The 22,323-nt window shown below is 63.7% G+C and carries 21 protein-coding genes; 8 read left to right on the top strand and 13 right to left on the bottom strand.

The window, feature by feature from the left end:
* Positions 1 to 61: 61 nt before the first annotated feature.
* Genes nthA through KIP88_RS19525 form a run of 3 tightly spaced genes read left to right on the top strand, consistent with a single transcriptional unit; the run spans position 62 to position 1,748 of the window.
* Positions 62 to 703, top strand: a complete 642-nt coding sequence (nthA, locus tag KIP88_RS19535) for a nitrile hydratase subunit alpha (protein ID WP_214489574.1) — start codon at positions 62 to 64, stop codon at positions 701 to 703.
* Positions 703 to 1,362 (top strand): nitrile hydratase subunit beta, encoded by a 660-nt coding sequence (gene nthB / locus KIP88_RS19530; protein WP_214489573.1) that lies wholly within the window; start codon positions 703 to 705, stop codon positions 1,360 to 1,362. Before nthA ends, nthB begins: the two co-directional genes overlap by 1 nt.
* Positions 1,362 to 1,748, top strand: coding sequence for a nitrile hydratase accessory protein (locus KIP88_RS19525; RefSeq protein WP_214489572.1), 387 nt, complete (start codon positions 1,362 to 1,364; stop codon positions 1,746 to 1,748). Before nthB ends, KIP88_RS19525 begins: the two co-directional genes overlap by 1 nt.
* Positions 1,749 to 1,898: 150 nt before the next feature.
* Here KIP88_RS19525 and queC read toward each other — a convergent pair whose 3' ends face one another.
* Positions 1,899 to 2,609: a 7-cyano-7-deazaguanine synthase QueC gene (gene queC / locus KIP88_RS19520; protein ID WP_214489571.1), complete on the bottom strand. Its 711-nt coding sequence runs from the start codon at positions 2,607 to 2,609 to the stop codon at positions 1,899 to 1,901.
* Positions 2,610 to 2,736: 127 nt separating this feature from the next.
* On the opposite strand from queC, the gene mazG reads away from it, so the two are divergent.
* Positions 2,737 to 3,618 (top strand): nucleoside triphosphate pyrophosphohydrolase, encoded by an 882-nt coding sequence (mazG, locus tag KIP88_RS19515; RefSeq protein WP_214489570.1) that lies wholly within the window; start codon positions 2,737 to 2,739, stop codon positions 3,616 to 3,618.
* 70 nt (positions 3,619 to 3,688) lie between these two features.
* Here the strand turns inward: mazG and hflX are convergent, their stop codons facing one another.
* From hflX to dusB, 7 genes are all read right to left on the bottom strand, one after another.
* Positions 3,689 to 5,065, bottom strand: coding sequence for a GTPase HflX (gene hflX / locus KIP88_RS19510; RefSeq protein WP_214489569.1), 1,377 nt, complete (start codon positions 5,063 to 5,065; stop codon positions 3,689 to 3,691).
* Between the two features lie 11 nt (positions 5,066 to 5,076).
* Positions 5,077 to 5,325 (bottom strand): RNA chaperone Hfq, encoded by a 249-nt coding sequence (hfq, locus tag KIP88_RS19505; protein WP_006020546.1) that lies wholly within the window; start codon positions 5,323 to 5,325, stop codon positions 5,077 to 5,079.
* Positions 5,326 to 5,626: 301 nt separating this feature from the next.
* Complete coding sequence (locus KIP88_RS19500) at positions 5,627 to 6,997, bottom strand: sigma-54 dependent transcriptional regulator (protein ID WP_214489568.1); 1,371 nt, start codon at positions 6,995 to 6,997, stop codon at positions 5,627 to 5,629.
* 17 nt (positions 6,998 to 7,014) lie between these two features.
* The gene (locus tag KIP88_RS19495) at positions 7,015 to 9,366 is read right to left on the bottom strand and encodes a PAS domain-containing sensor histidine kinase (protein ID WP_214489567.1); all 2,352 of its coding nucleotides are present in this window, start codon (positions 9,364 to 9,366) and stop codon (positions 7,015 to 7,017) included.
* Between the two features lie 167 nt (positions 9,367 to 9,533).
* Positions 9,534 to 10,976 carry a nitrogen regulation protein NR(I) gene (gene ntrC, locus KIP88_RS19490; RefSeq protein WP_214489566.1) on the bottom strand — a complete coding sequence of 481 codons (1,443 nt, stop codon included), beginning with the start codon at positions 10,974 to 10,976 and terminating at the stop codon, positions 9,534 to 9,536.
* Positions 10,977 to 10,985: 9 nt separating this feature from the next.
* Positions 10,986 to 12,161 (bottom strand): nitrogen regulation protein NR(II), encoded by a 1,176-nt coding sequence (locus KIP88_RS19485; protein ID WP_214489565.1) that lies wholly within the window; start codon positions 12,159 to 12,161, stop codon positions 10,986 to 10,988.
* Positions 12,158 to 13,159, bottom strand: a complete 1,002-nt coding sequence (gene dusB, locus KIP88_RS19480) for a tRNA dihydrouridine synthase DusB (protein WP_214489631.1) — start codon at positions 13,157 to 13,159, stop codon at positions 12,158 to 12,160. Before dusB ends, KIP88_RS19485 begins: the two co-directional genes overlap by 4 nt.
* Positions 13,160 to 13,446: 287 nt before the next feature.
* Here dusB and KIP88_RS19475 point away from each other — a divergent pair, with 287 nt between their 5' ends.
* Together KIP88_RS19475 and KIP88_RS19470 are read left to right on the top strand one after the other, a co-directional pair.
* Positions 13,447 to 14,628 carry a bifunctional 2-C-methyl-D-erythritol 4-phosphate cytidylyltransferase/2-C-methyl-D-erythritol 2,4-cyclodiphosphate synthase gene (locus KIP88_RS19475; protein WP_214489564.1) on the top strand — a complete coding sequence of 394 codons (1,182 nt, stop codon included), beginning with the start codon at positions 13,447 to 13,449 and terminating at the stop codon, positions 14,626 to 14,628.
* 1 nt (position 14,629) lies between these two features.
* Complete coding sequence (locus KIP88_RS19470; protein WP_214489563.1) at positions 14,630 to 15,232, top strand: CinA family protein; 603 nt, start codon at positions 14,630 to 14,632, stop codon at positions 15,230 to 15,232.
* 8 nt (positions 15,233 to 15,240) lie between these two features.
* On the opposite strand, the gene KIP88_RS19465 is transcribed toward KIP88_RS19470, so the two are convergent.
* The gene (locus KIP88_RS19465) at positions 15,241 to 16,914 is read right to left on the bottom strand and encodes a thiamine pyrophosphate-binding protein (RefSeq protein ID WP_214489562.1); all 1,674 of its coding nucleotides are present in this window, start codon (positions 16,912 to 16,914) and stop codon (positions 15,241 to 15,243) included.
* Between the two features lie 101 nt (positions 16,915 to 17,015).
* On the bottom strand, positions 17,016 to 17,945 hold the full coding sequence (locus KIP88_RS19460; RefSeq protein ID WP_214489561.1) for an NAD(P)-dependent oxidoreductase: 930 nt from the start codon (positions 17,943 to 17,945) through the stop codon (positions 17,016 to 17,018).
* A 227-nt stretch (positions 17,946 to 18,172) separates the two neighbouring features.
* Here KIP88_RS19460 and KIP88_RS19455 point away from each other — a divergent pair, with 227 nt between their 5' ends.
* The gene (locus tag KIP88_RS19455; protein WP_214489560.1) at positions 18,173 to 18,904 is read left to right on the top strand and encodes a FadR/GntR family transcriptional regulator; all 732 of its coding nucleotides are present in this window, start codon (positions 18,173 to 18,175) and stop codon (positions 18,902 to 18,904) included.
* Between the two features lie 11 nt (positions 18,905 to 18,915).
* Here the strand turns inward: KIP88_RS19455 and KIP88_RS19450 are convergent, their stop codons facing one another.
* From KIP88_RS19450 to lipA, 3 genes are read right to left on the bottom strand one after another with little or no spacing between them, the layout of a single operon-like run.
* A complete protein-coding gene (locus KIP88_RS19450; RefSeq protein WP_214489559.1) occupies positions 18,916 to 19,383 on the bottom strand; it encodes a type II toxin-antitoxin system RatA family toxin in 468 nt (155 codons plus the stop codon).
* On the bottom strand, positions 19,383 to 19,922 hold the full coding sequence (locus tag KIP88_RS19445) for a DNA topology modulation protein (protein WP_214489558.1): 540 nt from the start codon (positions 19,920 to 19,922) through the stop codon (positions 19,383 to 19,385). Before KIP88_RS19445 ends, KIP88_RS19450 begins: the two co-directional genes overlap by 1 nt.
* 15 nt (positions 19,923 to 19,937) lie before the next feature.
* Entirely contained in the window at positions 19,938 to 20,897 is a 960-nt protein-coding gene (gene lipA / locus KIP88_RS19440) for a lipoyl synthase (RefSeq protein WP_214489557.1), read from the bottom strand.
* Between the two features lie 209 nt (positions 20,898 to 21,106).
* Between lipA and KIP88_RS19435 the strand changes: the two genes are divergently transcribed.
* Positions 21,107 to 21,712, top strand: coding sequence for a DNA-3-methyladenine glycosylase (locus KIP88_RS19435; RefSeq protein ID WP_214489556.1), 606 nt, complete (start codon positions 21,107 to 21,109; stop codon positions 21,710 to 21,712).
* Positions 21,713 to 22,323 lie beyond the last annotated feature (611 nt).

Genomic DNA, 22,323 nt, shown 5'->3' with positions numbered 1-22,323 from the left:
GGCAAATGCTAGCAGAGTCCCTGCCTCGACATAGCCCGGATTTTGCGCCTATCCTGACGCCATGAGCGACCATGATCACGATCACCACGGCCACCACCACGATCACGACCATTCCGAGTTGTCGGAGACCGAACTGCGCGTGCGCGCGCTGGAGTCGATCCTGACCGAGAAAGGCTATGTCGATCCGGCGTCCCTCGATCTCCTGATCGATCTCTACGAGAAGAAGATCGGACCGCGTAACGGCATTCGCGTAATTGCCAAGGCGTGGAGTGATCCCGCCTATCACACCCGGCTGATGAAAGACGCGACCGCGGCGATTGCCGAGCTCGACTATTCCGGCCGCCAGGGCGAGCACATGGTGGTGGTCGAGAACACGCCCGAGCAGCACAACATGGTCGTGTGCACGCTGTGCTCCTGTTACCCGCATCCGGTGCTGGGATTGCCGCCGGTCTGGTACAAATCCGCGCCCTATCGCTCGCGCGCCGTGTCCGATCCGCGTGGTGTCCTGAAAGACTTCGGCGTGACGCTGCCGGACGCCACCAAAATCCGGGTCTGGGATTCCACGGCCGAGATCCGCTACCTCGTGCTGCCGATGCGCCCCGAAGGTACCGAGGGCTGGAGCGCCGAGCAACTCGCCGAACTCGTCACCCGCGACAGCATGATCGGCACGGGCCTGCCGAAACAGCCGGGCGAGCTTGCCTGATGGACGGCGCGCATGACATGGGCGGCGCCAAGGGCTTTGGCCCGGTCGTGCCCGAGCCAAACGAGCCGGTGTTTCACGGCGACTGGGAGCGCCGCGCCTTTGCGCTGACGGTCGCGATGGCGCGTCCGGGCGGCTGGAACATCGACATGTCGCGGTTTGCCCGCGAGAACCGACCGCCTGAGGATTATCTCAGCAAGAGTTATTTCCAGATCTGGCTGGCCGGGCTGGAAACGCTGATGATCGAGCGTGGGCTGGTGACGCGCGAGGAGATCGAGGCCGGCAAGGTGCTGTCGCCGCCAAAGCCCGGCGTCACGCCGATCGCTCCAACTGAGGTCACACCCGCGATCCGGCGCGGCGGTCCGACCGAACGCGAGGCCAAAACGCCCGCGATGTTTGCGGTCGGCGAGACCGTGCGGATGAAGGACATCCACCCGGTGACGCATACACGGCTGCCGCAATATGTCCGCGGCCATCTCGGCACCATCGAGCTCAATCACGGCTGTCACGTCTTCCCCGACACCAACTCGCTCGGCAAGGGCGAGGACCCGCAGTGGCTCTACACCGTGCGTTTCGATGGGCCGGAGCTATGGGGCAAGGACGCCGACCCCACGCTCAGCGTCTCCGTCGACGCCTGGGAATCCTATCTGGAGCGCGTGTGATGAATCTGACCCCGCAACAGGCGATGCGGGCGGCCGTCGCCGTCCCCGGCGTGCCCCGCGACGAGGACGGTCCGGTATTTCGCGAACCGTGGGAGGCGCGCGCCTTCGCCATGGCGCTGGCGCTGCACGAAGCCGGCGTCTTCACCTGGAAGGAATGGGCGGAGACGCTGGGCGCGCAAATCAAGCGCGCGCAGGCTGCCGGCGATCCCGACACCGGCGAGACCTATTACCGGCACTGGCTCGCCACGCTGGAAACCCTCGTCGCCGCCAAGGGCGTTACGACATCGGATGCCTTGCATCGCTACCGCGACGCCTGGGACCATGCCGCCGACCGCACGCCGCACGGTGCGCCGATTGAGTTGAGGTCGGACGATTTCGGGAAGTAGCTCTCCATCAACAGGTGTCTTGTCATCCCCGCGAAGGCGGGGATCCAGTACGCCGCGGCTTATCGGCTCTATCGCTGCCGTCTCTGGAATACTGGATCGCCCGGTCAAGCCGGGCGACGACATGCGAACGGGTAGCGCATGTCCCGCCAACTACGCCTCCGCATACTCCCGCCAGCCCTTCGCGCGCAACGCGCAGGCCGGGCATTCGCCGCAGCCATAGCCCCAATCATGCTGCGCACCGCGCTCGCCGAGGTAACAGGTGTGGGAGTGCTCGCGGATCAGGTCGACCAGCCCTGCCCCGCCCAGTTCGTGCGCCAACTTCCAGGTCGAGGCCTTGTCGAGCCACATCAGCGGCGTATGCAGCTCAAAATTCTTCGCCATGCCGAGATTGAGCGCGGACTGCAGCGCCTTGATGGTCTCGTCGCGGCAGTCCGGATAGCCGGAATAATCGGTCTCGCACATGCCGCCGATGATGTGGCGGATACCACGCCGGTACGCCAGCGCCGCCGCGAAGGTAAGAAACACCAAGTTTCGGCCGGGAACGAAGGTATTGGGCAGGCCGTCGGCGCCCATTTCGATCGCGACATCGCGCGTGAGCGCGGTGTCGGAAATCTCTGACAGCGTCGGGATTTCCAGCGTGTGGCTTTCGCCTAGCTTTGCCGCCCAATCCGGCCGCAGCGATTTGATGCCCGACAGCAGCCGGTCGCGGCATTCAAGCTCGATCGCGTGGCGCTGGCCGTAGCTGAAGCCGAGCATTTCGACGCGCGCAAAGCGCTGCAGCGCCCAGGCCAGGCAGGTGGTGGAATCCTGCCCGCCAGAAAACAGCACCAGCGCGGTTTCGGTCGAGGATTGGTCGCTCATGAGGGGCCATTAGCATTCCAGCGCCTTGAGGCCAACCGGTGGAAATTGCCCGATTTCGGCTCGTTCCACTGGGATCGACAGGCCGCTTGCGGCATAAGGTGCTGTCCTCCCCGGCAATGGAATTCCCATGACCCCTTCCCGCGATATTTCCCGCCTCATTGAGATCATGGCGGCGCTGCGCACGCCGGTCACGGGCTGCCCGTGGGACCTCGAACAGAACTTTGCGACGATTGCGCCCTACACCATCGAGGAGGCCTATGAGGTTGCGGATGCGATCACACGCGGCGATTTCGACGACCTCCGCGAGGAGCTCGGCGATCTCCTGCTGCAGGTCGTCTATCACGCCCGCATGGCGGAAGAGCAAAACGCCTTTGCTTTCGGCGACGTGGTCGAGGCGATCACAAGGAAGATGATCCGCCGCCATCCGCATGTGTTCGCCGATAAGGACGGCAATATCGCCGCCGCCGGCGTCAAGAGCGCCTGGGAACGCATCAAGGCCGAAGAAAAGGCCGAGCGCGCAGCGCGGCGGCCGCCCGAAGAGACGACGCACAAATCGCTGCTATCGAGCATCAAGGCCGGCCAACCCGCCTTGACGCGCGCGATGGAATTGCAGCGCAAGGCCTCCACCGTCGGCTTCGACTGGAACGATCCCCGCGCGGTACTGAACAAGATCCGTGAGGAGGCTGACGAGATCGAAGCAGCGTTGGACGGCGGCAACGCTGAAGAACTCGCTGAAGAAACCGGCGACCTCCTGTTCGCGCTGGTCAACCTGGCTCGCCACGTCGGCGCCGATCCCGAAACCGCGCTGCGTGGCACCAACGCCAAGTTCGAGCGCCGCTTCGCCTATATCGAGCGTGCGCTCGCGGCGAAGGGCCGTTCGCTCGAAGACGCTACGCTCGAAGAAATGGACGCGCTGTGGAACGAAGCCAAGCGCGCGCCGCAGCCTACATCGTCGTCCCGGCCAAGCGAAGCGCGAGCCGGGACCCATACCGCGGAATCTCGCGATTAGGCACGCGGCTAATACCGTGCGTAAAATCACTGCCTGTGGCAATGGGTCCCTGCTTTCGCAGGGACGACAGTCACGCCACGTGCGGAACGGCGTCGAACCTGGAGACCACGATGTCGCGCTTGGTCTCGTCGACGCGCACGGTCATGTCGAAGCGCCCGTCGTGGAGCTGCTTGTTGAGCACTTCGGCATTGCGATGCAGCCAGCTGATGCCGGCGCCGTCGGAAGCATCGATCGACAGATCGAGCGTCGTGCGCGTTGCCGCCAGCCGATCTTCGATGGCGGTCAATAACTCATTCACGCCTTCCCCTGATACGGCGGACACCAGAAAACACGGCCGCTCCGGCGGACGGCGCGCGGCGATGTTGCGCAGGTTTTCGCGTTCCTCGGGATCGAAGCGATCGATCTTGTTCCAGACTTCGAGAATGCGGGCGCCAGAGTCGGGGTCGATGCCGAGCTGACGCAGCACGGTGTCGACGTCGCGCTCCTGGGCCTCCGCGTCTTCATGCGAGATGTCGCGGACGTGGAGAATGATATCGGCCTCGAGTACCTCTTCCAGCGTGGCCCGAAACGCCGCGACGAGCTGCGTCGGCAGGTTGGAAATGAATCCGACGGTATCTGATAACATCGCCTTGCCGCCATGCGGCAGGCTCAGCGCACGCAGGGTGGGGTCGAGCGTCGCAAACAGCATGTCGGCCGCCTGCACGTCGGCGCGCGTGAGCCGGTTGAAGAGCGTCGACTTGCCGGCGTTGGTGTAGCCGACCAGCGCGACCACGCGGTACGGCACCCGCTGCCGGCCGGCGCGATGCAGCCGCCGCGTCGCCTGTACCTTCTTGAGTTCGTTCTCCAGCCGCGTGATGCGATCGCCGATCAGGCGGCGGTCGGCTTCGATCTGGGTCTCGCCGGGGCCGCCCATGAATCCGAATCCGCCGCGCTGGCGCTCCAGATGGGTCCAGGAGCGCACCAGCCGGCTGCGCTGATAGTTGAGATGCGCGAGCTCGACCTGCAGCGAACCTTCCTTGGTCTTGGCGCGGCGACCGAAGATTTCCAGGATCAGGCCGGTGCGGTCGAGAACCTTGGTGTTCCAGGCCTTCTCGAGGTTGCGCTGCTGGATCGGCGACAGCGCACAATCCATCACCACAAGTTCGATGTCGTGGCCCGCGATCAGGCCGGTGATCTCCTCGACCTTGCCCTTGCCGAGATAGGTCGCAGGCCTGATCTGGCTGACCGGCGCAATCAGCGCGTCTGATATCGTGAGGTCGATGGCGCGCGCCAGACCCGTCGCTTCCTCGAGACGAGCCTCGGAATCGCGCACGACATCGCTCGCCTGCGCATCGGCGTCGCCGCGGCGCATTCGCAAATAGGGGCCGATGACGATCACCCGCCCGCTTTGCTTGCCCTCCGCCGACCGCGGACGATCGGCGCTCCCTTCACGGTTGAGGGGTTCCAATCAGTTCACTCTCAAGCCGGAGCATCCTCGCCGCCTTCGAACAACTGAATCGGAGCCCCCGGCATGATGGTCGAGATCGCATGCTTGTAGACAAGCTGCGAATGACCGTCGCGCCGCAACAGCAAGCAGAAGTTGTCAAACCAGGTGACAATTCCCTGCAGCTTCACTCCGTTGACCAGAAAGATCGTTAGTGGCGTTTTTGTTTTACGAACGTGATTTAGGAAGGTGTCTTGTAGATTTTGTGCGCGGTCTGCCGCCATTGTTTTTGTCCCGCAGTGTGTTTCTTTTTATTAAGCCGGCTGTTGCTCTCTCATGGAGCCTGCCCCCGACTTGCCGGCGTCCCCTGAGATCCCCCTCCGGTCGGCTCGGCAATACGATTAGAGGGTACGCGCGCTTTTAAGGCAAGCCGGTTCGCGTTCCGCCTTGCTGGAACCCAGTGGCCATTCTCCACAAAAGCGCGGAAAGAGATAAATATTCCAAAGCAAGTGCATGGATCGGCTCAAAGCAAGCGTGATGAGCCGCAGATTGCGGCACGCAGCGAACAAGCGATTCACTCAAGTCTCAGCCAACCCCAAGCGCCTTGAGCTTGCGATGTAGCGCCGACCGCTCCATGCCGACGAATTCGGCCGTGCGCGAAATGTTGCCCGAGAAGCGGCTGATCTGCGCGATCAGGTAGTCACGCTCGAACACTTCCCGCGCCTCACGCAGCGGCAGCCCCATGATGTGCTCGCCATTGTTGCTGGTCGGCATCGCCGGCACCATCGAGCCTACATCCTGTGGCAGCATGTCGGCGGTGATGATCGCTTCAGGACCTCCGCCGGCCAGAATCATGACGCGCTCCACATTGTTGCGGAGCTGGCGGACATTGCCGGGCCAGACATGCGACTGCAATACCGCCATTGCGTCCTGGCCGATCTGCCGCTTCGGCAAGCCCGTCGCCGCCGAGATCTGGTCCATGAAATAGTCGATCAGCTCGGGAATGTCCTCGCGGCGTTCCGACAGCGGGGGGACGCGGATCGGCACCACCGACAGCCGGTGGTAGAGATCCTCGCGGAACCGCCCTTCCGCGATCTCTTCCTCCAGGTTGCGCGCGGTCGAGGAGATGATGCGGACGTCGACATGAATCTTGGCGGTGCCGCCCGAGCGCTGAAAGGTCTGATCGACCAGCACGCGCAGGATCTTGTTCTGGGTCTCACGCGGCATGTCGGCGATTTCGTCGATGAACAGCGTCCCGCCGTGGGCCTCTTCCAGCGCGCCCGCCTTGCGCGCCTGCTCGCCGTTCGACTGCTCGATGCCGAACAGTTCGACTTCCATCCGCTCCGGCGTGATCGCCGCGGCGTTGATGACGGCGAACGGTCCTTCTGCACGGCTCGATGCATTGTGCAGCGTGCGCGCCGCCAGTTCCTTGCCTGAACCGGAGGGGCCGACGATCAGGATACGGCTGTTGGCCTTGGCCGCCCGGTCGATGGTCTGGCGCAATTGGTTCATGCAGGCGGAGCGGCCGGTGAGAACGCTCGCGGTGGGAGCCAGTTGCTTGAGTTCCTTCACCTCGCGCTTGAGGCGCGAGGTTTCCAGCGCCCGCGTCGCCACCAGGATCAGCCGGTCGGACTTGAACGGCTTTTCGATGAAGTCATAGGCGCCGCGCTTGATCGCAGCCACCGCGGTCTCGATGTTGCCGTGGCCGGAGATCATCACGACGGGGACGTCGGCGTGATCCTTCTTGATCTGCTCAAGCAGTTGCAGGCCGTCGAGCTTGGAGCCCTGCAGCCAGATGTCGAGAAACACCAGATGCGGACGGCGGCTGGCAATCTCGCCAAGGGCGGAATCGCTGTCGCGCGCGGTCCGGGTACTGAAACCTTCGTCGTCCAGGATGCCCGCAACGAGGTCACGAATATCGGCTTCGTCATCGACAATCAGAATGTCACTGGCCATGGGTTACACCTGTGTTGTCAGTTGCCTGTTGCGGCTTCAGTTTTTGCTTCATCATTGGTCGCGGATGCCGCCTCATTGGTTTCGCCTGACGGCGCTTTTGTTTCGTCAACCTGCGGCTTCGTGTTCGAATCCGACTGCTTTGCCTCCGCCTTCGGCGCATGACCTGACACGGCGAACCGCAGCCGCATCCAGGCGCCGCGCTGCCCGGGCCGGAAATCGGAGGCATCCTTGAGTTCGATGCGGCCGCCATGGTCTTCCAGCACGCGGCCGACGATGGCGAGCCCGAGCCCGGTGCCCTTTTGGCGCGTCGTCACATAGGGCTCCAGCAAGCGCGCACGGCTCACCTTCGGCAGGCCGATACCATTGTCGATCACGTCGATCAGGATGTCGTCGTTTTCGCGCGCGGCAATGACGTCGATGCGTCCCTTGCCGAGTTCTTCCGGCGGCACCTGCTCGATCGCCTCCGTCGCGTTCTTGATGATGTTGGTGAGCGCCTGCGAAATCAGCCGGCGGTCGAACTGCGCGCGCATCGGATCCTGCTTGATATCGGCCTCGATATCGAGATCGGAATGCCCAACCTTCATCAGGAATACCGCCTGCCGCACGGTGTCGGCGACGTCCTCGCCCTCCATGACCGGCTTTGGCATCCGCGCGAAGCGAGAGAATTCATCAACCATCCGCCTGATGTCGTCGACCTGCCGCACGATGGTGTCGGTACACTGCTCGAAGATGCCCTTGTCTTCGGTGATGACCTTGCCGAATTTACGGCGAATGCGTTCGGCCGAAAGCTGGATCGGCGTCAGCGGGTTTTTGATTTCGTGGGCGATGCGGCGCGCAACGTCGCCCCATGCCGAGGTGCGCTGCGCGGAGACGAGCTCCGTGATGTCGTCGAGCGTGATGATGTAGCTGTCGCGCGACTGGCTGGTCTGCTCGGCGCTGACGCGGACCGACAGGTTACGCTCATGGCCGTCGCGCGTGATCGTGATCTGGCCCTGCACCAGGCGCTGCGTGCCCTCGCGCGCGGTCTTCATCATGTCGTCGAGCTCGGGCAGCACGTCCGACAGCGGATGGTCCAGCGTCTCGGATTCGGCATGGCCGATGAGTTTCTCGGCCGAACGGTTCAGGATGCCGACACTGCCGGAGGCGTCGACGCCGATGATGCCGGCGCTGGCCGAGGACAACACCGCTTCGATGAAACGGCGGCGACTGTCGATCAGGTCCGAGGCGCTGACCAGCTCGTCGCGCTGGGTGCGCAATTCGGACGTCATCTTGTTGAAGGTCTCGCCGAGCTGTGCGAGGTCGCCTTCGGATTTGTGGACCGGCACCTGGACATGCAAATCGCCGGTCGAGACGATATTGGCCGCGCTCATCAGATTGCGGATCGGCGCCACCAGCCAGTTGGCGAAATTCAACCCGATCAGCACCGACGCCATCAGAATGGTCAGCGCAATCACCGCAAACATCAGCGCGAAGGCAACCTGAATGCCGAGCCGGCGGGCTTCGATCTGGGCATACTCGGCGACGCTGGCCTCGGTCTGCTTGAGCTGGCTGATCACGCGCGGATCGAGCAGGCGTGCGACGTAAAGGAAGGTATCGTCAAAGGCGCGCAACCGGATCACCGCGGCCACATAATTGGCTTCGGGAAACACCGCGATCTGCGGCTCTTCTTCATCGACGTTGCTGAGAAAATCCCGCGGCGGCGTCGTGAATTCCTGCTGGATGCCGGTCTTCGCCGTGACCAGGACGGTGCCATCCTTGTCGACCAGCATCGCGGCTGGCAGATTTCGCGCGGCCGCATTTGCGGTCAGCAGTTCCTGAAACGACCGGCGGTCCTGATCGTACAACGGCCGCGCACGGGCAATATCCTCCGTCATACCCAGGATGTCGCCACGGATTAGCCTTGCGTGCTCCTGCATGTAGGCGCGGGCAACGATCAACGAGTTCTCTATGACCTCGCGCGTCGGGCCGGAGAACAGCCGGTCAAGGCCGCGGTCGATGGTCACGTTGGCGACGATCGCGACCAACACCGCCGGCAGCACGGCAATGATGGAGAACAGGCTAACGATCTGAACGTGCAGCCGCGACGCGGCCCGGCCGCGCCGCCGCGCCTGAACGACCAGCCAGACTTCGCGGACGATGATGCCGACCAGCAGCAGGATGGTCGCCGCATTGATCAGCAGAAACGAATAGACGACGTGGCGGGTCGGCTCGATCGGCGTCAGGCCGCTCAGGACCATGAAGGTCAGAAATGCCGACAGCAGCGCAATCGCGACCGCAAACGGCGCCACCCACTTCCGCAGGATCCCTCCTCCGGATTCGGCAAGCGACGGGTCGAACGGTTGTGCCGAGGTCGTCTCTGCGGTGGTCATTCAGGCAATCGGTGAGCTGAAAGGGCTGGGGTCCGCCTGTCGCGGACTGATGCATTCATATCACAATGTTGCCGAATTACGACAATTCCGCGGCCATCCGACCGCTAAAGCGATCGATTCCCAGCCGCTCCACCCGTCTTTATTGTGGAAGGAGGCGCGCGCAATCCCTAGCCGCCGCTCCGGTAGACCTGGATGTCGAGGTCCCGGATCTTCTTCCGCAGCGTGTTGCGGTTGAGGCCGAGCAGGTCGGCTGCGCGGATCTGGTTGCCGCGCGTGGCCGCCAGCGCCGCGGTGAGCAGCGGCACCTCTATCTCCTTGAGGATGCGGTGGTAGAGGCCCGGCGGCGGCACGCCGTTCGGGAAGCCGGAGAAGTGCGAGGACAGGTAGGCTTCGACCGCGCCCCCGAGATTCTCCACGCCCAACGGCGCGTTGCCGCCCGAGGTGACCGCCGGCGGTGCCAGCTCGCCATCGATGACCGAGGCCGTAATGACGTCCTGCGGGTAAAGCGCCGCCAGCCGGCGTGCGAGATTCTCGAGTTCGCGCACGTTGCCGGGCCAGCGGTGCTGCTTGAGCCGCTCCAGCGCCAGGGTGTCGAGCTTCTTCGGCGGCAAACCGTCCTTTTCGGCGAGCGAGAAGAAATGCCTGATGAGATCGGGCAGATCCTCGATCCGCTCCCGCAACGGAGGCAGGCGCAGCGGCACGACGTTCAGGCGGAAGAACAAATCTTCCCGGAACAGGCCCTGCTGAATCAGGATGCGCAAATCCTTGTTGCTGGCCGCCACGATCCGAACGTCGGTCTTGATCGGGGTGCGGCCGCCGACGGTGGTGTATTCGCCCTGCTGCAGCACGCGCAGCAGCCGCGTCTGTGCTTCCATCGGCATGTCGCCGATTTCGTCGAGAAACAACGTGCCACCTTCGGCCTGTTCGAACCGGCCGGAAGCGCGGGTATTGGCACCGGTGAACGCGCCGCGCTCATGGCCGAACAATTCGGATTCGATCAGATCACGCGGGATCGCCGCCATGTTGACGGCGACGAACGGACCATTGCGACGCTTGCCGTAGTCATGGAGCGCGCGCGCGACCAGTTCCTTGCCGGTGCCGGACTCGCCGGAAATCATCACCGTGAGGTCGGTCTGCATCAGCCGCGCCAGCACCCGATAGATCTCCTGCATCGCCGGCGAACGGCCGACCAGAGGAATCGAATCGAATTCGGAATCGTCCGCCGCACTCGTCACCCGCTCCTTCGGCTCGGCCAGCGCGCGGCCGACGATGGTGATGAGCTCCTTCAGGTCGAACGGCTTCGGCAGATATTCATAGGCGCCACGTTCCGAGGCCCGGATCGCCGTCATAAAGGTATTTTGCGCGCTCATCACGATGACGGGCAGGTTCGGCCGCATCTTCTTGATGCGCGGCAAGAGATCGAACGCGTTCTCATCGGGCATCACCACGTCGGTGATGACGAGATCGCCCTCGCCCTGGCTTACCCAGCGCCACAGCGTCGCGGCGTTCCCGGTCAGGCGAACTTCATATCCGGCGCGCGAAAGCGCCTGGTTCAGAACCGTGCGGATGGCGGTGTCGTCATCGGCAACGAGAATGCTACCTGCGGGCATCATTATTCCTCATCTTGCGTCCTGTGACGCAGGCGGCAGCGTACCCGGAACGCCGTCGCGGTTGCTTTGGTCGAACTGTTTGGTGGGACTGAACATCGGCATCAGCACGCGAAAGGTGGTCTTGCGCGGCTGGGATTCGCATTCGATGATGCCGCCGTGATCGCCGACGATCTTGGCAACCAGCGCGAGACCGAGTCCGCTGCCGGTTTGTTTCGTCGTCACGAAGGGATCGAACAGGTTCGGCAGCAGGTCTTCCGGCACGCCGGAGCCGTTGTCCTTGACGCAGAATTCGAGCGGCAGCGAGACCCGCGATTTCTTGCCCGGCACGGACAGGCGAACGCCGGGACGGAAGGCGGTGGTAAGCTGGATTTCCGCGTCCGAGCCGAGATCGGCGACGGCTTCGGCGGCGTTCTTCACCAGATTGAGGAACACCTGTATGAGCTGATCCTGATTGGCCAGCACCGGCGGCAAGGACGGATCGTATTCCTCGACGAAGCGGATGTTGCGGGCGAAGCCGGACTGCGCCAGCCGTTTGACGTGGTCGAGCACGGAGTGGATGTTGACCGGTCCGCGCGCCACCGGACGGTCGTCGCCGAACACTTCCATGCGGTCGACCAAAGTGACGATGCGGTCCGCCTCGTCGCAGATCAGCCGGGTCAGCATGCGGTCTTCGGATGAGGCCGCCTGCTCCAGCAATTGCGCCGCGCCGCGGATGCCGGACAGCGGGTTCTTGATTTCATGCGCCAACATCGCCGCCAGCGCGATCACCGAGCGCGCCGCGCTCCGATGTGTCAACTGCCGGTCCATCTTGTCGGCGATGGTCCGCTCCTGCAGCATCACGACGATATGGCCGGGCCGTTCGGTGAGCGGGGCGACATGAAGATCGACCTGGCGATCGCCGCCGATGCGGGGCGTGCCGAGATCGACCTTGTATTCGTTGACCGGCGAGGCGCTCGCGCGCACCTGGTCGATCAGCGCCAGCAGCGGACTGCCGAACGGCACCAGTTCTTTCAGGGACTGCCGGCGCAGGAACTGCGTCGAGATTTCGAAGAAGGATTCGGCGGCGATGTTGGCGTCCACGATGCGGCCGTCTGGCGCCACCAGCAGCACCGGATTGGGCAGCGCGTTGAGGATGGCCTCACTGTCGGCGGGCACCGGTCGGCGATGTTCTGCGGCTGACGTCATGCGGCAGCACTCCATGCGAAATCGTCGTACGCGTCCTGCAACGACCGGTGCACGCGGTGCGGATCCTCCGACGTCAGAATCTTTTGCCGCCAGCCCTTCAGCGTCTCGGCCGGCGCGCGACTGCACTGGGCCGCGATCTCCAGCGCCCAGCCGAGATGTTTTCGCGCGTGCTTCAGTCCGATACGCAGGCCGTAATGGCTGCAGACTTCGTCGTAGAGGGCGCGCACATGCGCGAGTTGTTCGGTGAGCGACGGCACAGTCTCCGCCTGTCCGGTTTCGAGCCGGCGGCCGATCTGCCCCGGCAACCAAGGCTGGCCCTGCGCACCGCGCCCGATCATCACGGCATCCGCCCCTGACACTTCCAGCGCCTGGACCGCCTTCTCGAATGAAGTGATGTCGCCGTTGACGACGAGCGGCACGGAGACCGCGTCCCTGACCGCGCGCACGGCGGCCCAATCGGCCGCGCCCTTGTAAAACTGGCAACGCGTGCGTCCGTGCACGGTAATCATCTGCACGCCGGCGGATTCTGCGCGGCGCGCCAGTTCGGGCGCGTTGAGCGAGCGATCGTCCCAGCCGAGCCGCATCTTCAGCGTCACCGGCACTTTCACCGCCGCGATCGTGGCTTCGATCAGTTTGAGCGCATGATCGAGATCGCGCATCAGCGCCGAGCCGGACTGGCCGCCGGTGACATGACGTGCCGGACAGCCCATGTTGATATCGATGATGTCGGCGCCGGCGGCTTCCGCAACCTTTGCGCCCTCCGCCATCCAATGCGTCTCGCAACCCGCGAGCTGAACGACATGTGGCCCGACACCGGCAGTCTCGCAGCGCAGGAGCGACATCGGCCTGCCGTGCACGAGTTCGTCGCTGGCGGTCATCTCTGAGACGACCAGTCCGGCGCCAAGGGTGGCGGCAAGACGTCGAAAGGGAGCATCGGTGACGCCGGACATCGGCGCCAGGAGAACCCGGTTGGCGACAGCAATCTCGCCTATTTTCAACGGCTTAGAGCGTGAACTTTCCGGGCCGGTCACGTCGATCTCATGGTTAGGGCGGCGGCTTCATTGCAACCGTCGAGGCATATTGTGAGCACAAATCTTGGGCAGTCAAGCTTCTTGCCTACACTTTAGACAGATCTATCATTTGTGCAAGTGCACTGCAACAAAAACCGCTTTTCCCACAGGTGATGGGAATCACTCTGTTTTCCGTATTCGGCATGGTAAGGGCTGTGCGCCAGCGCGGCCTGACGCCCCCTCCTCAACCCTGATTCGTTCGTATTTGAGTCCAGATGCCCAGACCTGAGCGTACCGCAGCCATCCTCGTCGCAGCCGGACGCGGGCTTCGCGCCGGTGCCGGGGGACCCAAGCAATATCGCGAGATCGGCGGACAGACCGTGATCTTCCGCGCCATGCAGGCGTTCTGCCGGCATCCGGACGTGTTTGCCGTGCAGCCGGTGGTGAATCCCGATGACGCCGCGATCTTTAACGAGGCTGTCGCGGGACTGCGTCACCAGCCGCCCACCAATGGCGGTGCGACGCGTCAGGCTTCGGTGCATGCCGGTCTCGAGGCGCTGGCGGCGGAGAAGCCCGACATCGTTCTGATCCACGACGCTGCGCGGCCCTTCGTGACCCCTGCGGTGATTTCGCGCGCGATCGATGCCGCCGGCCGCACCGGTGCGGCGGTCCCTGCGATCCCGGTCACAGACACGATCAAGCAAGTCAGCGATACCGGCGACGTCGAGGCGACGCCAGAGCGCTCACGGCTGCGAATCGCGCAGACGCCGCAAGCGTTTCGCTTCGATGTGATTCTCGATGCCCATCGCCGCGCCGCGCGCGATGGCCGCAGCGATTTCACCGACGATGCGGCGCTCGCCGAATGGGCGGGATTGACGGTAGCGACCTTTGAAGGTGATCCTGCGAACATGAAACTGACGACGCCTGAAGATTTCATCCGCGAGGAAGCCCGCCTCGCCGCCCAGCTCGGCGACATCAGGACCGGCACCGGCTACGACGTGCACGCCTTCGGCGACGGCGATCACCTGATGCTCTGCGGCGTACGCGTGCCGCATACCCGCGGTTTTCTCGCCCATTCCGATGGCGACGTCGGCCTGCATGCGCTGGTCGACGCCATCCTCGGCGCGCTGGCGGACGGTGATATCGGTTCGCACTTTCCGCCGAGCGATCCGCAGTGGAAGGGTGCTGCGTCCGACAAGTTCCTCAAATATGCCGTCGACCGCGTCACCGCGCGCGGCGGCCGGATCGCCAATCTCGAAGTCACGATGATCTGCGAACGCCCGAAAATTGGCCCGCTGCGCGATACCATGCGCGCCCGCATTGCCGAGATTACGGGGCTGAACATCTCCCGGGTTGCGGTCAAGGCGACCACCAGCGAACGGTTAGGATTTACCGGCCGCGAGGAAGGCATCGCCGCCACTGCGAGCGCCACCATCCGTCTGCCCTGGGGCGAATAGCATGAGCGGCAGCGACGCCCGCGCCCTCTCCCGCTCGCTGCTCGATCTATGCCGGATGCGCAAGCTGACGATTGCCACCGCAGAGTCCTGCACGGGCGGCCTGGTCGCCGGCGCGCTCACCGACATTCCCGGCTCGTCAGACGTGATCGACCGCGGCTTCGTCACCTATTCGAACGACGCCAAGCGCGCGATGCTCGGCGTCAAGGCGACCACGCTTGCGACCTTCGGCGCCGTCAGCAAGGAAACCGCGACCGCGATGGCAATCGGCGCCCTGGAAAAAGCCGGCGTTGATCTCGCGGTATCCATTACCGGCATCGCAGGTCCCGGCGGCGCCACGCCGGGCAAGCCGGTCGGCCTGGTCCATTTCGCGGTCGCCTCACGCGACGGAAAAATACTCCACCGCGAATTCCGTTTTGGCGCGATCGGCCGCACCACCGTGCGCCAGCGCTCCGTGGTGGAAGCGCTGCGCATGTTGATGGAGCTGGCGCGCGGCCCGCAGCCGCCGGTCAAACCGCGCCCTCAGACGATGAGCCGGCTGCGTCCGCGGGTGGCACGAACGCCACGGCGCAGCGCCGTCAAACGACGCCGGCCGACGCGGACTTAAAGTCAGTATCAACCCTGCGCAGCCAACGCCTTGGCGCGCGTTTCGCTCAGCGAGTTTACCGGCGTCAATGCTTCCGGGCTGATCGAAAGCTCGATGATGGCCGGAAGTCCGCTTGCCACGGCTTCGTCGAAAGCGCGGGCAAAATCTTCGGTACGTTCGACATGCGCGCCGAAGCCGCCGCAAGCGCGAGCAAGCGCCGCGAAGTCTGGATTGGCCAAATCAGTACCGGAAACACGGCCGGGATAGGTTCGCTCCTGGTGCATCCGGATCGTGCCGTACATGCCATTGTTGCAGACGATCACGATCAGCGGCAGCCGGTTTTCGACCGCGGTCATGAACTCCAGCCCTGTCATCTGGAAGCAGCCATCGCCGGCAAACGCGATCACGATGCGTTCGGGATGCTGCAGCTTGGCGGCGACGGCCGCGGGCAAGCCATAGCCCATCGAACCCGATGTCGGCGCGAGTTCAGTGCGATATTGCCGATAGCGCCAGAACCGATGCACCCAGACGGCGTAGTTGCCGGCGCCGTTGCAAATGAGGGTGTCAGGCGGCAAGCGATCGCTCAAGCCGCGTACGATCTGCGAGAGCTGCACGTCGCCGGGCGAGCGCGTCGGCTCAGCAAATGCGAGATAGTCGGCATGTGCCGCCTTGACATAGTCGGCGCGCGATCGATGCTTCGGCTCCAGCCGCTTGATCGCGGCCGCAAAGGCTGCGCTGCTCGCGACCACGCCGAGCGTCGGCGAATAGACCCGGCCGATCTCTTCGGGATCGGGATAGACGTGAACCAGCGGCTGCCTTGGCTTCGGAACATCGAACATCGTGTAGCCGGATGTGGTGGCCTCGCCCAGCCTCGCGCCGAGCGCGATCACCAGATCGCTGTTACGGATCCGGTCGGCGATTTTTGCGTCGAGGCCGATGCCGACATGGCCGCCATAGCAGGGATGCAGATTATCGAAATAGTCCTGGCAGCGGAACGAAACGCCGACGGGCACTTCATGCGCTGAAGCAAACGCCTCGAGATCGCGGCGCGCCTGATCGCTCCATCCGCCGCCGCCGACGATCACGAACGGTTTCTTCGCCTCCGAAAGCAGCGCATGGAACTGCCGCAGGGCGCCGTCATCAGGCGCGATCGGAAGCGGAGTGTAGGGCGGCGCATCCGGCACCTCGGCGGTGTCGGTGAGCATATCCTCGGGCAGCGCCAGCACCACCGGACCGGGACGGCCCGAGGTCGCGGTGAAGAAGGCGCGCGAGATGAACTCCGGAATCCGCCGCGCGTCGTCGATCTGTGCAACCCATTTCGCCATCGGCCCGAACATCAGCCGATAGTCGATTTCCTGGAACGCTTCGCGTTCCATCATGTCGCGCCCGACCTGGCCCAGCAAAAGGATCATGGGCGTCGAATCCTGAAATGCGACATGGACGCCGGCTGACGCATTGGTGGCGCCGGGCCCCCGCGTGGCGAACGCGATACCCGGGCGGCCCGTCAGCTTGCCATAGGCATCCGCCATCATGGCCGCGCCGCCTTCATGCCGGGCGTTGATGAACCGCACGCGCTGGCTCTGGTACATGCCGTCGAGCGCGGCGAGGAAGCTTTCACCGGGCACCCCGAACACAGTGTCGGCGCCGTGCAAGGCCAGTTGCTCGATCAAAATATGGCCACCGGTTCGAAGATTTGCGTCCATTGCCTCGTCCTTCGGTTACGGGATCACGGATTTGGACCCGGCTTAATGAATGGCGTCGGTACCAGCAACCGGTTTTCTGGCAAGGTCAGATATGCCGCCGGTCATTTTGCCTGTTCTTGTTGCTGGTCTTTCGGTGCGATCCGCGCATCTACCCCGGTCACGGCCTCATAGGCCTTGATGACGGCGGTGCAGGACTCGCCGTCGTGCCCCAGCAGCGCCGCCTGCCGGTAGGTCTGATGCACCGCTTCCGCCATAAACCCCGGCAGGCCCGCCTCCTCCAGCCAGCGCGCGTAATAGCGGACATCCTTGCGGGCGTTCGCCAGCGACATCAGCGGGGTGAAGTCGCCATCGAGCGTGGCCTGGCCATAGAGATCGAGCATGCCGCTCTTGGCGCCGGCGGCCGAGATGATGCCGATCACCTGGGAAAGGTCGAGCCCGTCCTTTGCGGCAAGGGCAAACCCCTCGCACCACGCCGCCACATTGGCGAAGGCGATATAATTGTGAATGAGCTTGAGGCGGATGGCGTGTCCCAGCGGGCCGATATGGAAAATGTTTTCGGCATAGAGTTCGAAATAGGGCCTGAGGTCGTCGAGCAGGTCGCGCTCGCCGCCGAACAGCACGTTGACCTTGCCGATGTCGGCATGTTTCGGGGTCCGCGTCATCGGCGCCTCGGCGTAGCGCCCGCCGGCCGCACGCACCATGCGGTCGAGTTTCGCGACCATCTGCGGGCTGCCGGTGGTGTGGTCGACGATGACGAACCCCGACGCCGGACCGGCGAGCAGCCCATCGCCGCAAATCATCAACGCCTCGACATCCTCGGCTTCATTGACGCAAATCATGATGATGCGGCAATTGTCGCGGATCTCCTGAACGCTCTTGGCAGCGGTCGCGCCAAACGATTTGGCGACCGCCACGGCGGCCGGGTTGAGATCATAGGCGGTGACCGCCACGCCCTTGGCGACGAGATTCTTCACCAACCCTCGTCCCATTCCGCCGAGGCCGATAAAGCCAACGCGTTCAAATGTCGTCATCTCAGGCCTTCCGTTATGGTTTGACGGTCCTCTGGGAATTTCTGGCATTCGCTTGCGCAGCGCAGCTGCCCCGCCAGCCTTTTTTGCTGCCCCGCTACCACGCCCGCAGGCTGTCTGACAACCTGATTAATCCAATTGCGCCGCTTGCCTTGTTTCGTTATGCCTGCCCACTGGCGCGGATCGCGATGGCGGGTCAGCCGGCGACGCCATCTGGACAGGACCGTCTGTTGAAATTCAAATCCCTCGAGCGCGGCCCTTCATTGCCCCAGGAGATTGTCGCCAGCCTGACCGGCGCCCTGCTCGCGGGCGAGCTTCGGCCCGGCGATCGCCTGCCATCCGAACAGGCGCTGGCGACCGAATTCGGCGTCGCGCGAACCGTCGTGCGCGAAGCGATCTCGCAGCTCAAGTACGACGGCATCGTCCAGAGCCGCGTCGGCGTCGGCGCCTTCATCGCGCAGCCGCAAGAACGCACGGCTTTTCGGATCAGTCCCGCCTGCTTCAAGAAACGCAAGGAGCTGTTGAAGCTGCTGCGCCTGCGCAATGGCGTCGTCATCGAGGCCGCGGCCGACGCGGCGCTGGCGCGCTCCAACCGGGATATCGCCCGCATGGAGGCCATTCTCAAGGAGATGCGGGAGGCGATCGGCGATCGCGAGCACGGCGCCGAGCGTCATTTCGAGGCCGAACGTCAGCTCATCCATGTCATCGCCAAGGTGGCTGATAATGAGCATGCGCTCAATTTCGTCGTGATGATCGACAGCCAGATTGCCGAGAAGCTCCGTTCCGTCGCCGTGAAGAACACCAAGGCGACTGAGCTCGCCGCGGCCGCGATCGAGGAGCAGGTCCGGCTGGTCGAGGCCATCAAGCGCGGCGATCCCGTCGCGGCGCGGGAGAAGGCCCGCAAGCATTACGACAACGCCGCCCAGCGTCTCGCCGATCGCGCCGACCTCGCCGACGTCTGACCAGCCGGCTTTCACTGGCTAGCCCCGCCCTTGCCGTAAACCGCATCCGCCCGTTTTTCGAACGCGGCGGCAAAGCGCTGGAACGCGGTATCGAACATCGTTCCCATCAGCATCGCCAGCATCCGGCTCCTGAATTCGTAGGACAGGAAGAACCCGACGTCGCAGTCGGTTTCGGATTTCGGCTCGAACGTCCAGCGGTTTTCTAGGTTGCTGAACGGGCCCTTCAGATATTCGACCATGATCTTCAGGTTCGGCCGGTCCAGCGTCACCCGGCTGGTGAAGGATTCCCGCACCACTTTGAACGACACGGTCATGTCGGCGACGATGATTTCAGTGCCGTCTCCCCTCGACGTGCGCTGACGTATTTTCAGCGACTGGCACAGCGGCACGAATTCCGGATAGCGCTCGACATCGGCAACCAGATCGAACATCTGCGACGCGGTATGATGAACCCGGCGTTTGCTGGAAAAGCGCGGCATCAGTGGATACTCGCCCGGTTCTGCTTGAACGCGATTGCCTTCAGATAGTCGTTCGCCTGTGTCCGGTCGGTGAAACAGACCAGCGATTGATCGGCGCGCAGCCCTTGAAAATAGTCCAGGAGTTTTGGCCGCTGCTGCCGGCGGTAGGTCCAGACATAGCGAAAAAATTCGAAGTCGATTTTCTCCGGGCAGCCTTCGGCCATCTCCGGGCGAACCTTGCCATAGCTGCCGGCGATCCGGGTCATGATGCCGAACATGCAACTCCTGCGCGGCAGGTCGAACCAGATCACGGTGTCGCAGCATTGGCGGCGCAATTCGCCCGCGCCGCTCGTGGTGTAGTTACCGTCTATGACCCATTGCGGCCGACGTGCGACCTCGGCCACGCGCTGCCCGAACTCGGCGTTGTCTGACGCGACCCAGCCGGGCTTCCAGTACAGCGCATCCAGCGAAACGAAGGGAATGCCTGTAATTTCCGACAGCCGTCGAGCAAATGTCGACTTGCCGGATCCCGACGATCCCATGACAAGAACGCGTTGCATTGGTTCAATCCGAGGCTAGCGGGCCCGTGCGAGGCGCGCCGCCTGCAACCTGGCAAAATCCTCACCCGCGTGGTGCGACGAGCGCGTCAATGGGCTCGCCGACACCATCAGAAAACCCTTGGTGTAGGCGACCTTCTCATACCCTCCGAATTCATCCGGGGTCACATAGCGCATGACCGCATGATGCTTGCGGGTCGGCTGCAGATATTGCCCGATGGTCAGGAAATCGACCTCGGCCGAACGCAGATCATCCATCACCTGCAGCACCTCGTGGCGCTCCTCGCCGAGGCCGACCATGATGCCGGACTTGGTGAAAATGGTCGGATCGATTTCCTTGACCCGTTGCAACAGCCGGATCGAATGGAAATAGCGCGCGCCGGGCCGCACGGTGAGATAACGCGCCGGCACGGTTTCGAGATTGTGGTTGAACACGTCGGGCTTGGCCGCCGCGACCACCTCCAGCGCGCCTTCCTTGCGCAGGAAGTCGGGGGTGAGGATTTCGATGGTCGTGGTCGGGCAGCGCGCGCGGATCGCGCGGATCGTCTGGGCAAAATGCTCCGCGCCGCCATCGGCAAGATCGTCGCGGTCGACCGAGGTCACCACGACATGGGTGAGCCCGAGCTTGAAGGTCGCCTCCGCGACATGTTCCGGCTCCGCGGCATCGAGCGCGCCCGGCATGCCGGTCTTGACGTTGCAGAACGCGCAAGCCCGGGTGCAGGTGTCCCCCATGATCATGAAGGTGGCGTGCTTCTTGTCCCAGCACTCGCCGATGTTCGGGCAGCCGGCCTCCTCGCACACCGTAACGAGGCCGTTCTCTTTCACGATCTTTCTTGTGTCCGCGTAGCCCCGCGTATTCGGCGCGCGCACCCTGATCCAGTCAGGTTTGGGCGGCGACAGCGCATCCGGCCGGTTCACCTTTTCGGGGTGACGCGGGCGCACCTGGTTGAGGGAGACGGTATCGACGAGAACGACCATGTTTAGTCCGGAAATTGCGAGAACATCTAGCTAATCTGTGTCGCCCATCGCGGCAACCCCAGTTGCGGAAGGCATTGCGGAAGACCGCAATCCCGTTGCGGAAGGCCGCAACCCGATTGCGGGCGACCGCAATCCGGCTCGCCGAGCCTAGCAGAAACGTGCAAGATATTGGCAGTTTTCACCTGTTCCACCGTGATTCCCACCTGAAAATGGCTCCAAATCCGAAGCCGGCCGATGCCGCCGCCCCTCGCCTCGGCAAGCCGCTGAAACGCTCGTTCTTTGGCCGCAGCGTGCACGAGGTCGCGCCCGACCTGATCGGGGCGACGCTGCTGGTCAATGGCGTCGGCGGCATCATCACCGAGGTCGAGGCGTATCATCACACCGATCCGGCCGCGCATTCCTTCAATGGACCGACGCCGCGCAACCGGGTGATGTTCGGCCCGCCGGGTTTTGCCTATGTCTACCGTTCCTACGGCATCCACTGGTGCGCCAATTTCGTCTGCGAGGCGGAAGGCTCGGCCAGCGCCGTGCTGATCCGCGCGCTGCAGCCGACCCACGGTCTGCCTGCGATGCGCCGCCGCCGCGGCCTGCAGGAGGAACGCGCGCTGTGTTCCGGACCCGGCAAGCTCTGCGAGGCGCTCGGCATCACGATCAAGCACAGCGAGTTGCCGCTGGATCAGCCGCCGTTCGCGCTGCATGCGCGGCTCGGCAAACCCGAGGTCGTCGCAGGTGTGCGGATCGGAATTACCAAGGCGGTCGAACTGCCCTGGCGCTACGGATTGAAGGGATCGAGGTTTTTGAGCAAGCCGTTTTGACAACTTGGTTTCTCTTTCAGCCGTCATTGCGAGCGCAGCGAAGCAATCCATCTCGCAGCATAACGGAAAAGTGGATTGCTTCGTCGCGTCGCTCCCTTGCACAAACGCTTCGCGTTTGTCGCAGGCAATGACGTGGATATAGTTTCGCATTCTCGCGACACAGTGCGCCCGAGCTTTTGCAAATCGTTCGCCCCGAGATGAGAGGGCGCAGGGAATGCCGGATGCCGGCTAGCACCCGCGGTCTCGTGTGCAAGATGCACTCAAGAATGCGCACACGAGCATACAGGTACAGCCGGAGCATCCCGGCATTCCCCGCGCAATGGTCTTACGGCTTATGCCGTGCTCTCCCCGGAGACGAATTCCTCTTGCCTCCGTCGCTGACGAATTGACGGCTCGCATGACCCGGTTGGGTGCCTGCAAACCTCCGCCAGCTTGACACCAGCCACGGGTGCCAGAACCACACGGTTTTGCCGTACGCAGCTTCCCTCGCCACAGACTTCAACCAGCCAAGTGCATTCCGGCCGAAGCAAAAAGCGAAAGCGTTTAAGCGCCGTTCGTCTGCGCGCCATGCCCGCTCACGGATAACCGCCCTGCGAACATCTTCGCGCCTG

The sequence above is a fragment of the Bradyrhizobium sp. SRL28 genome, from assembly GCF_018596315.1.
Taxonomy (GTDB): Bacteria; Pseudomonadota; Alphaproteobacteria; order Rhizobiales; family Xanthobacteraceae; genus Bradyrhizobium.
This window is presented reverse-complemented; position numbering and strand designations above follow the sequence as displayed.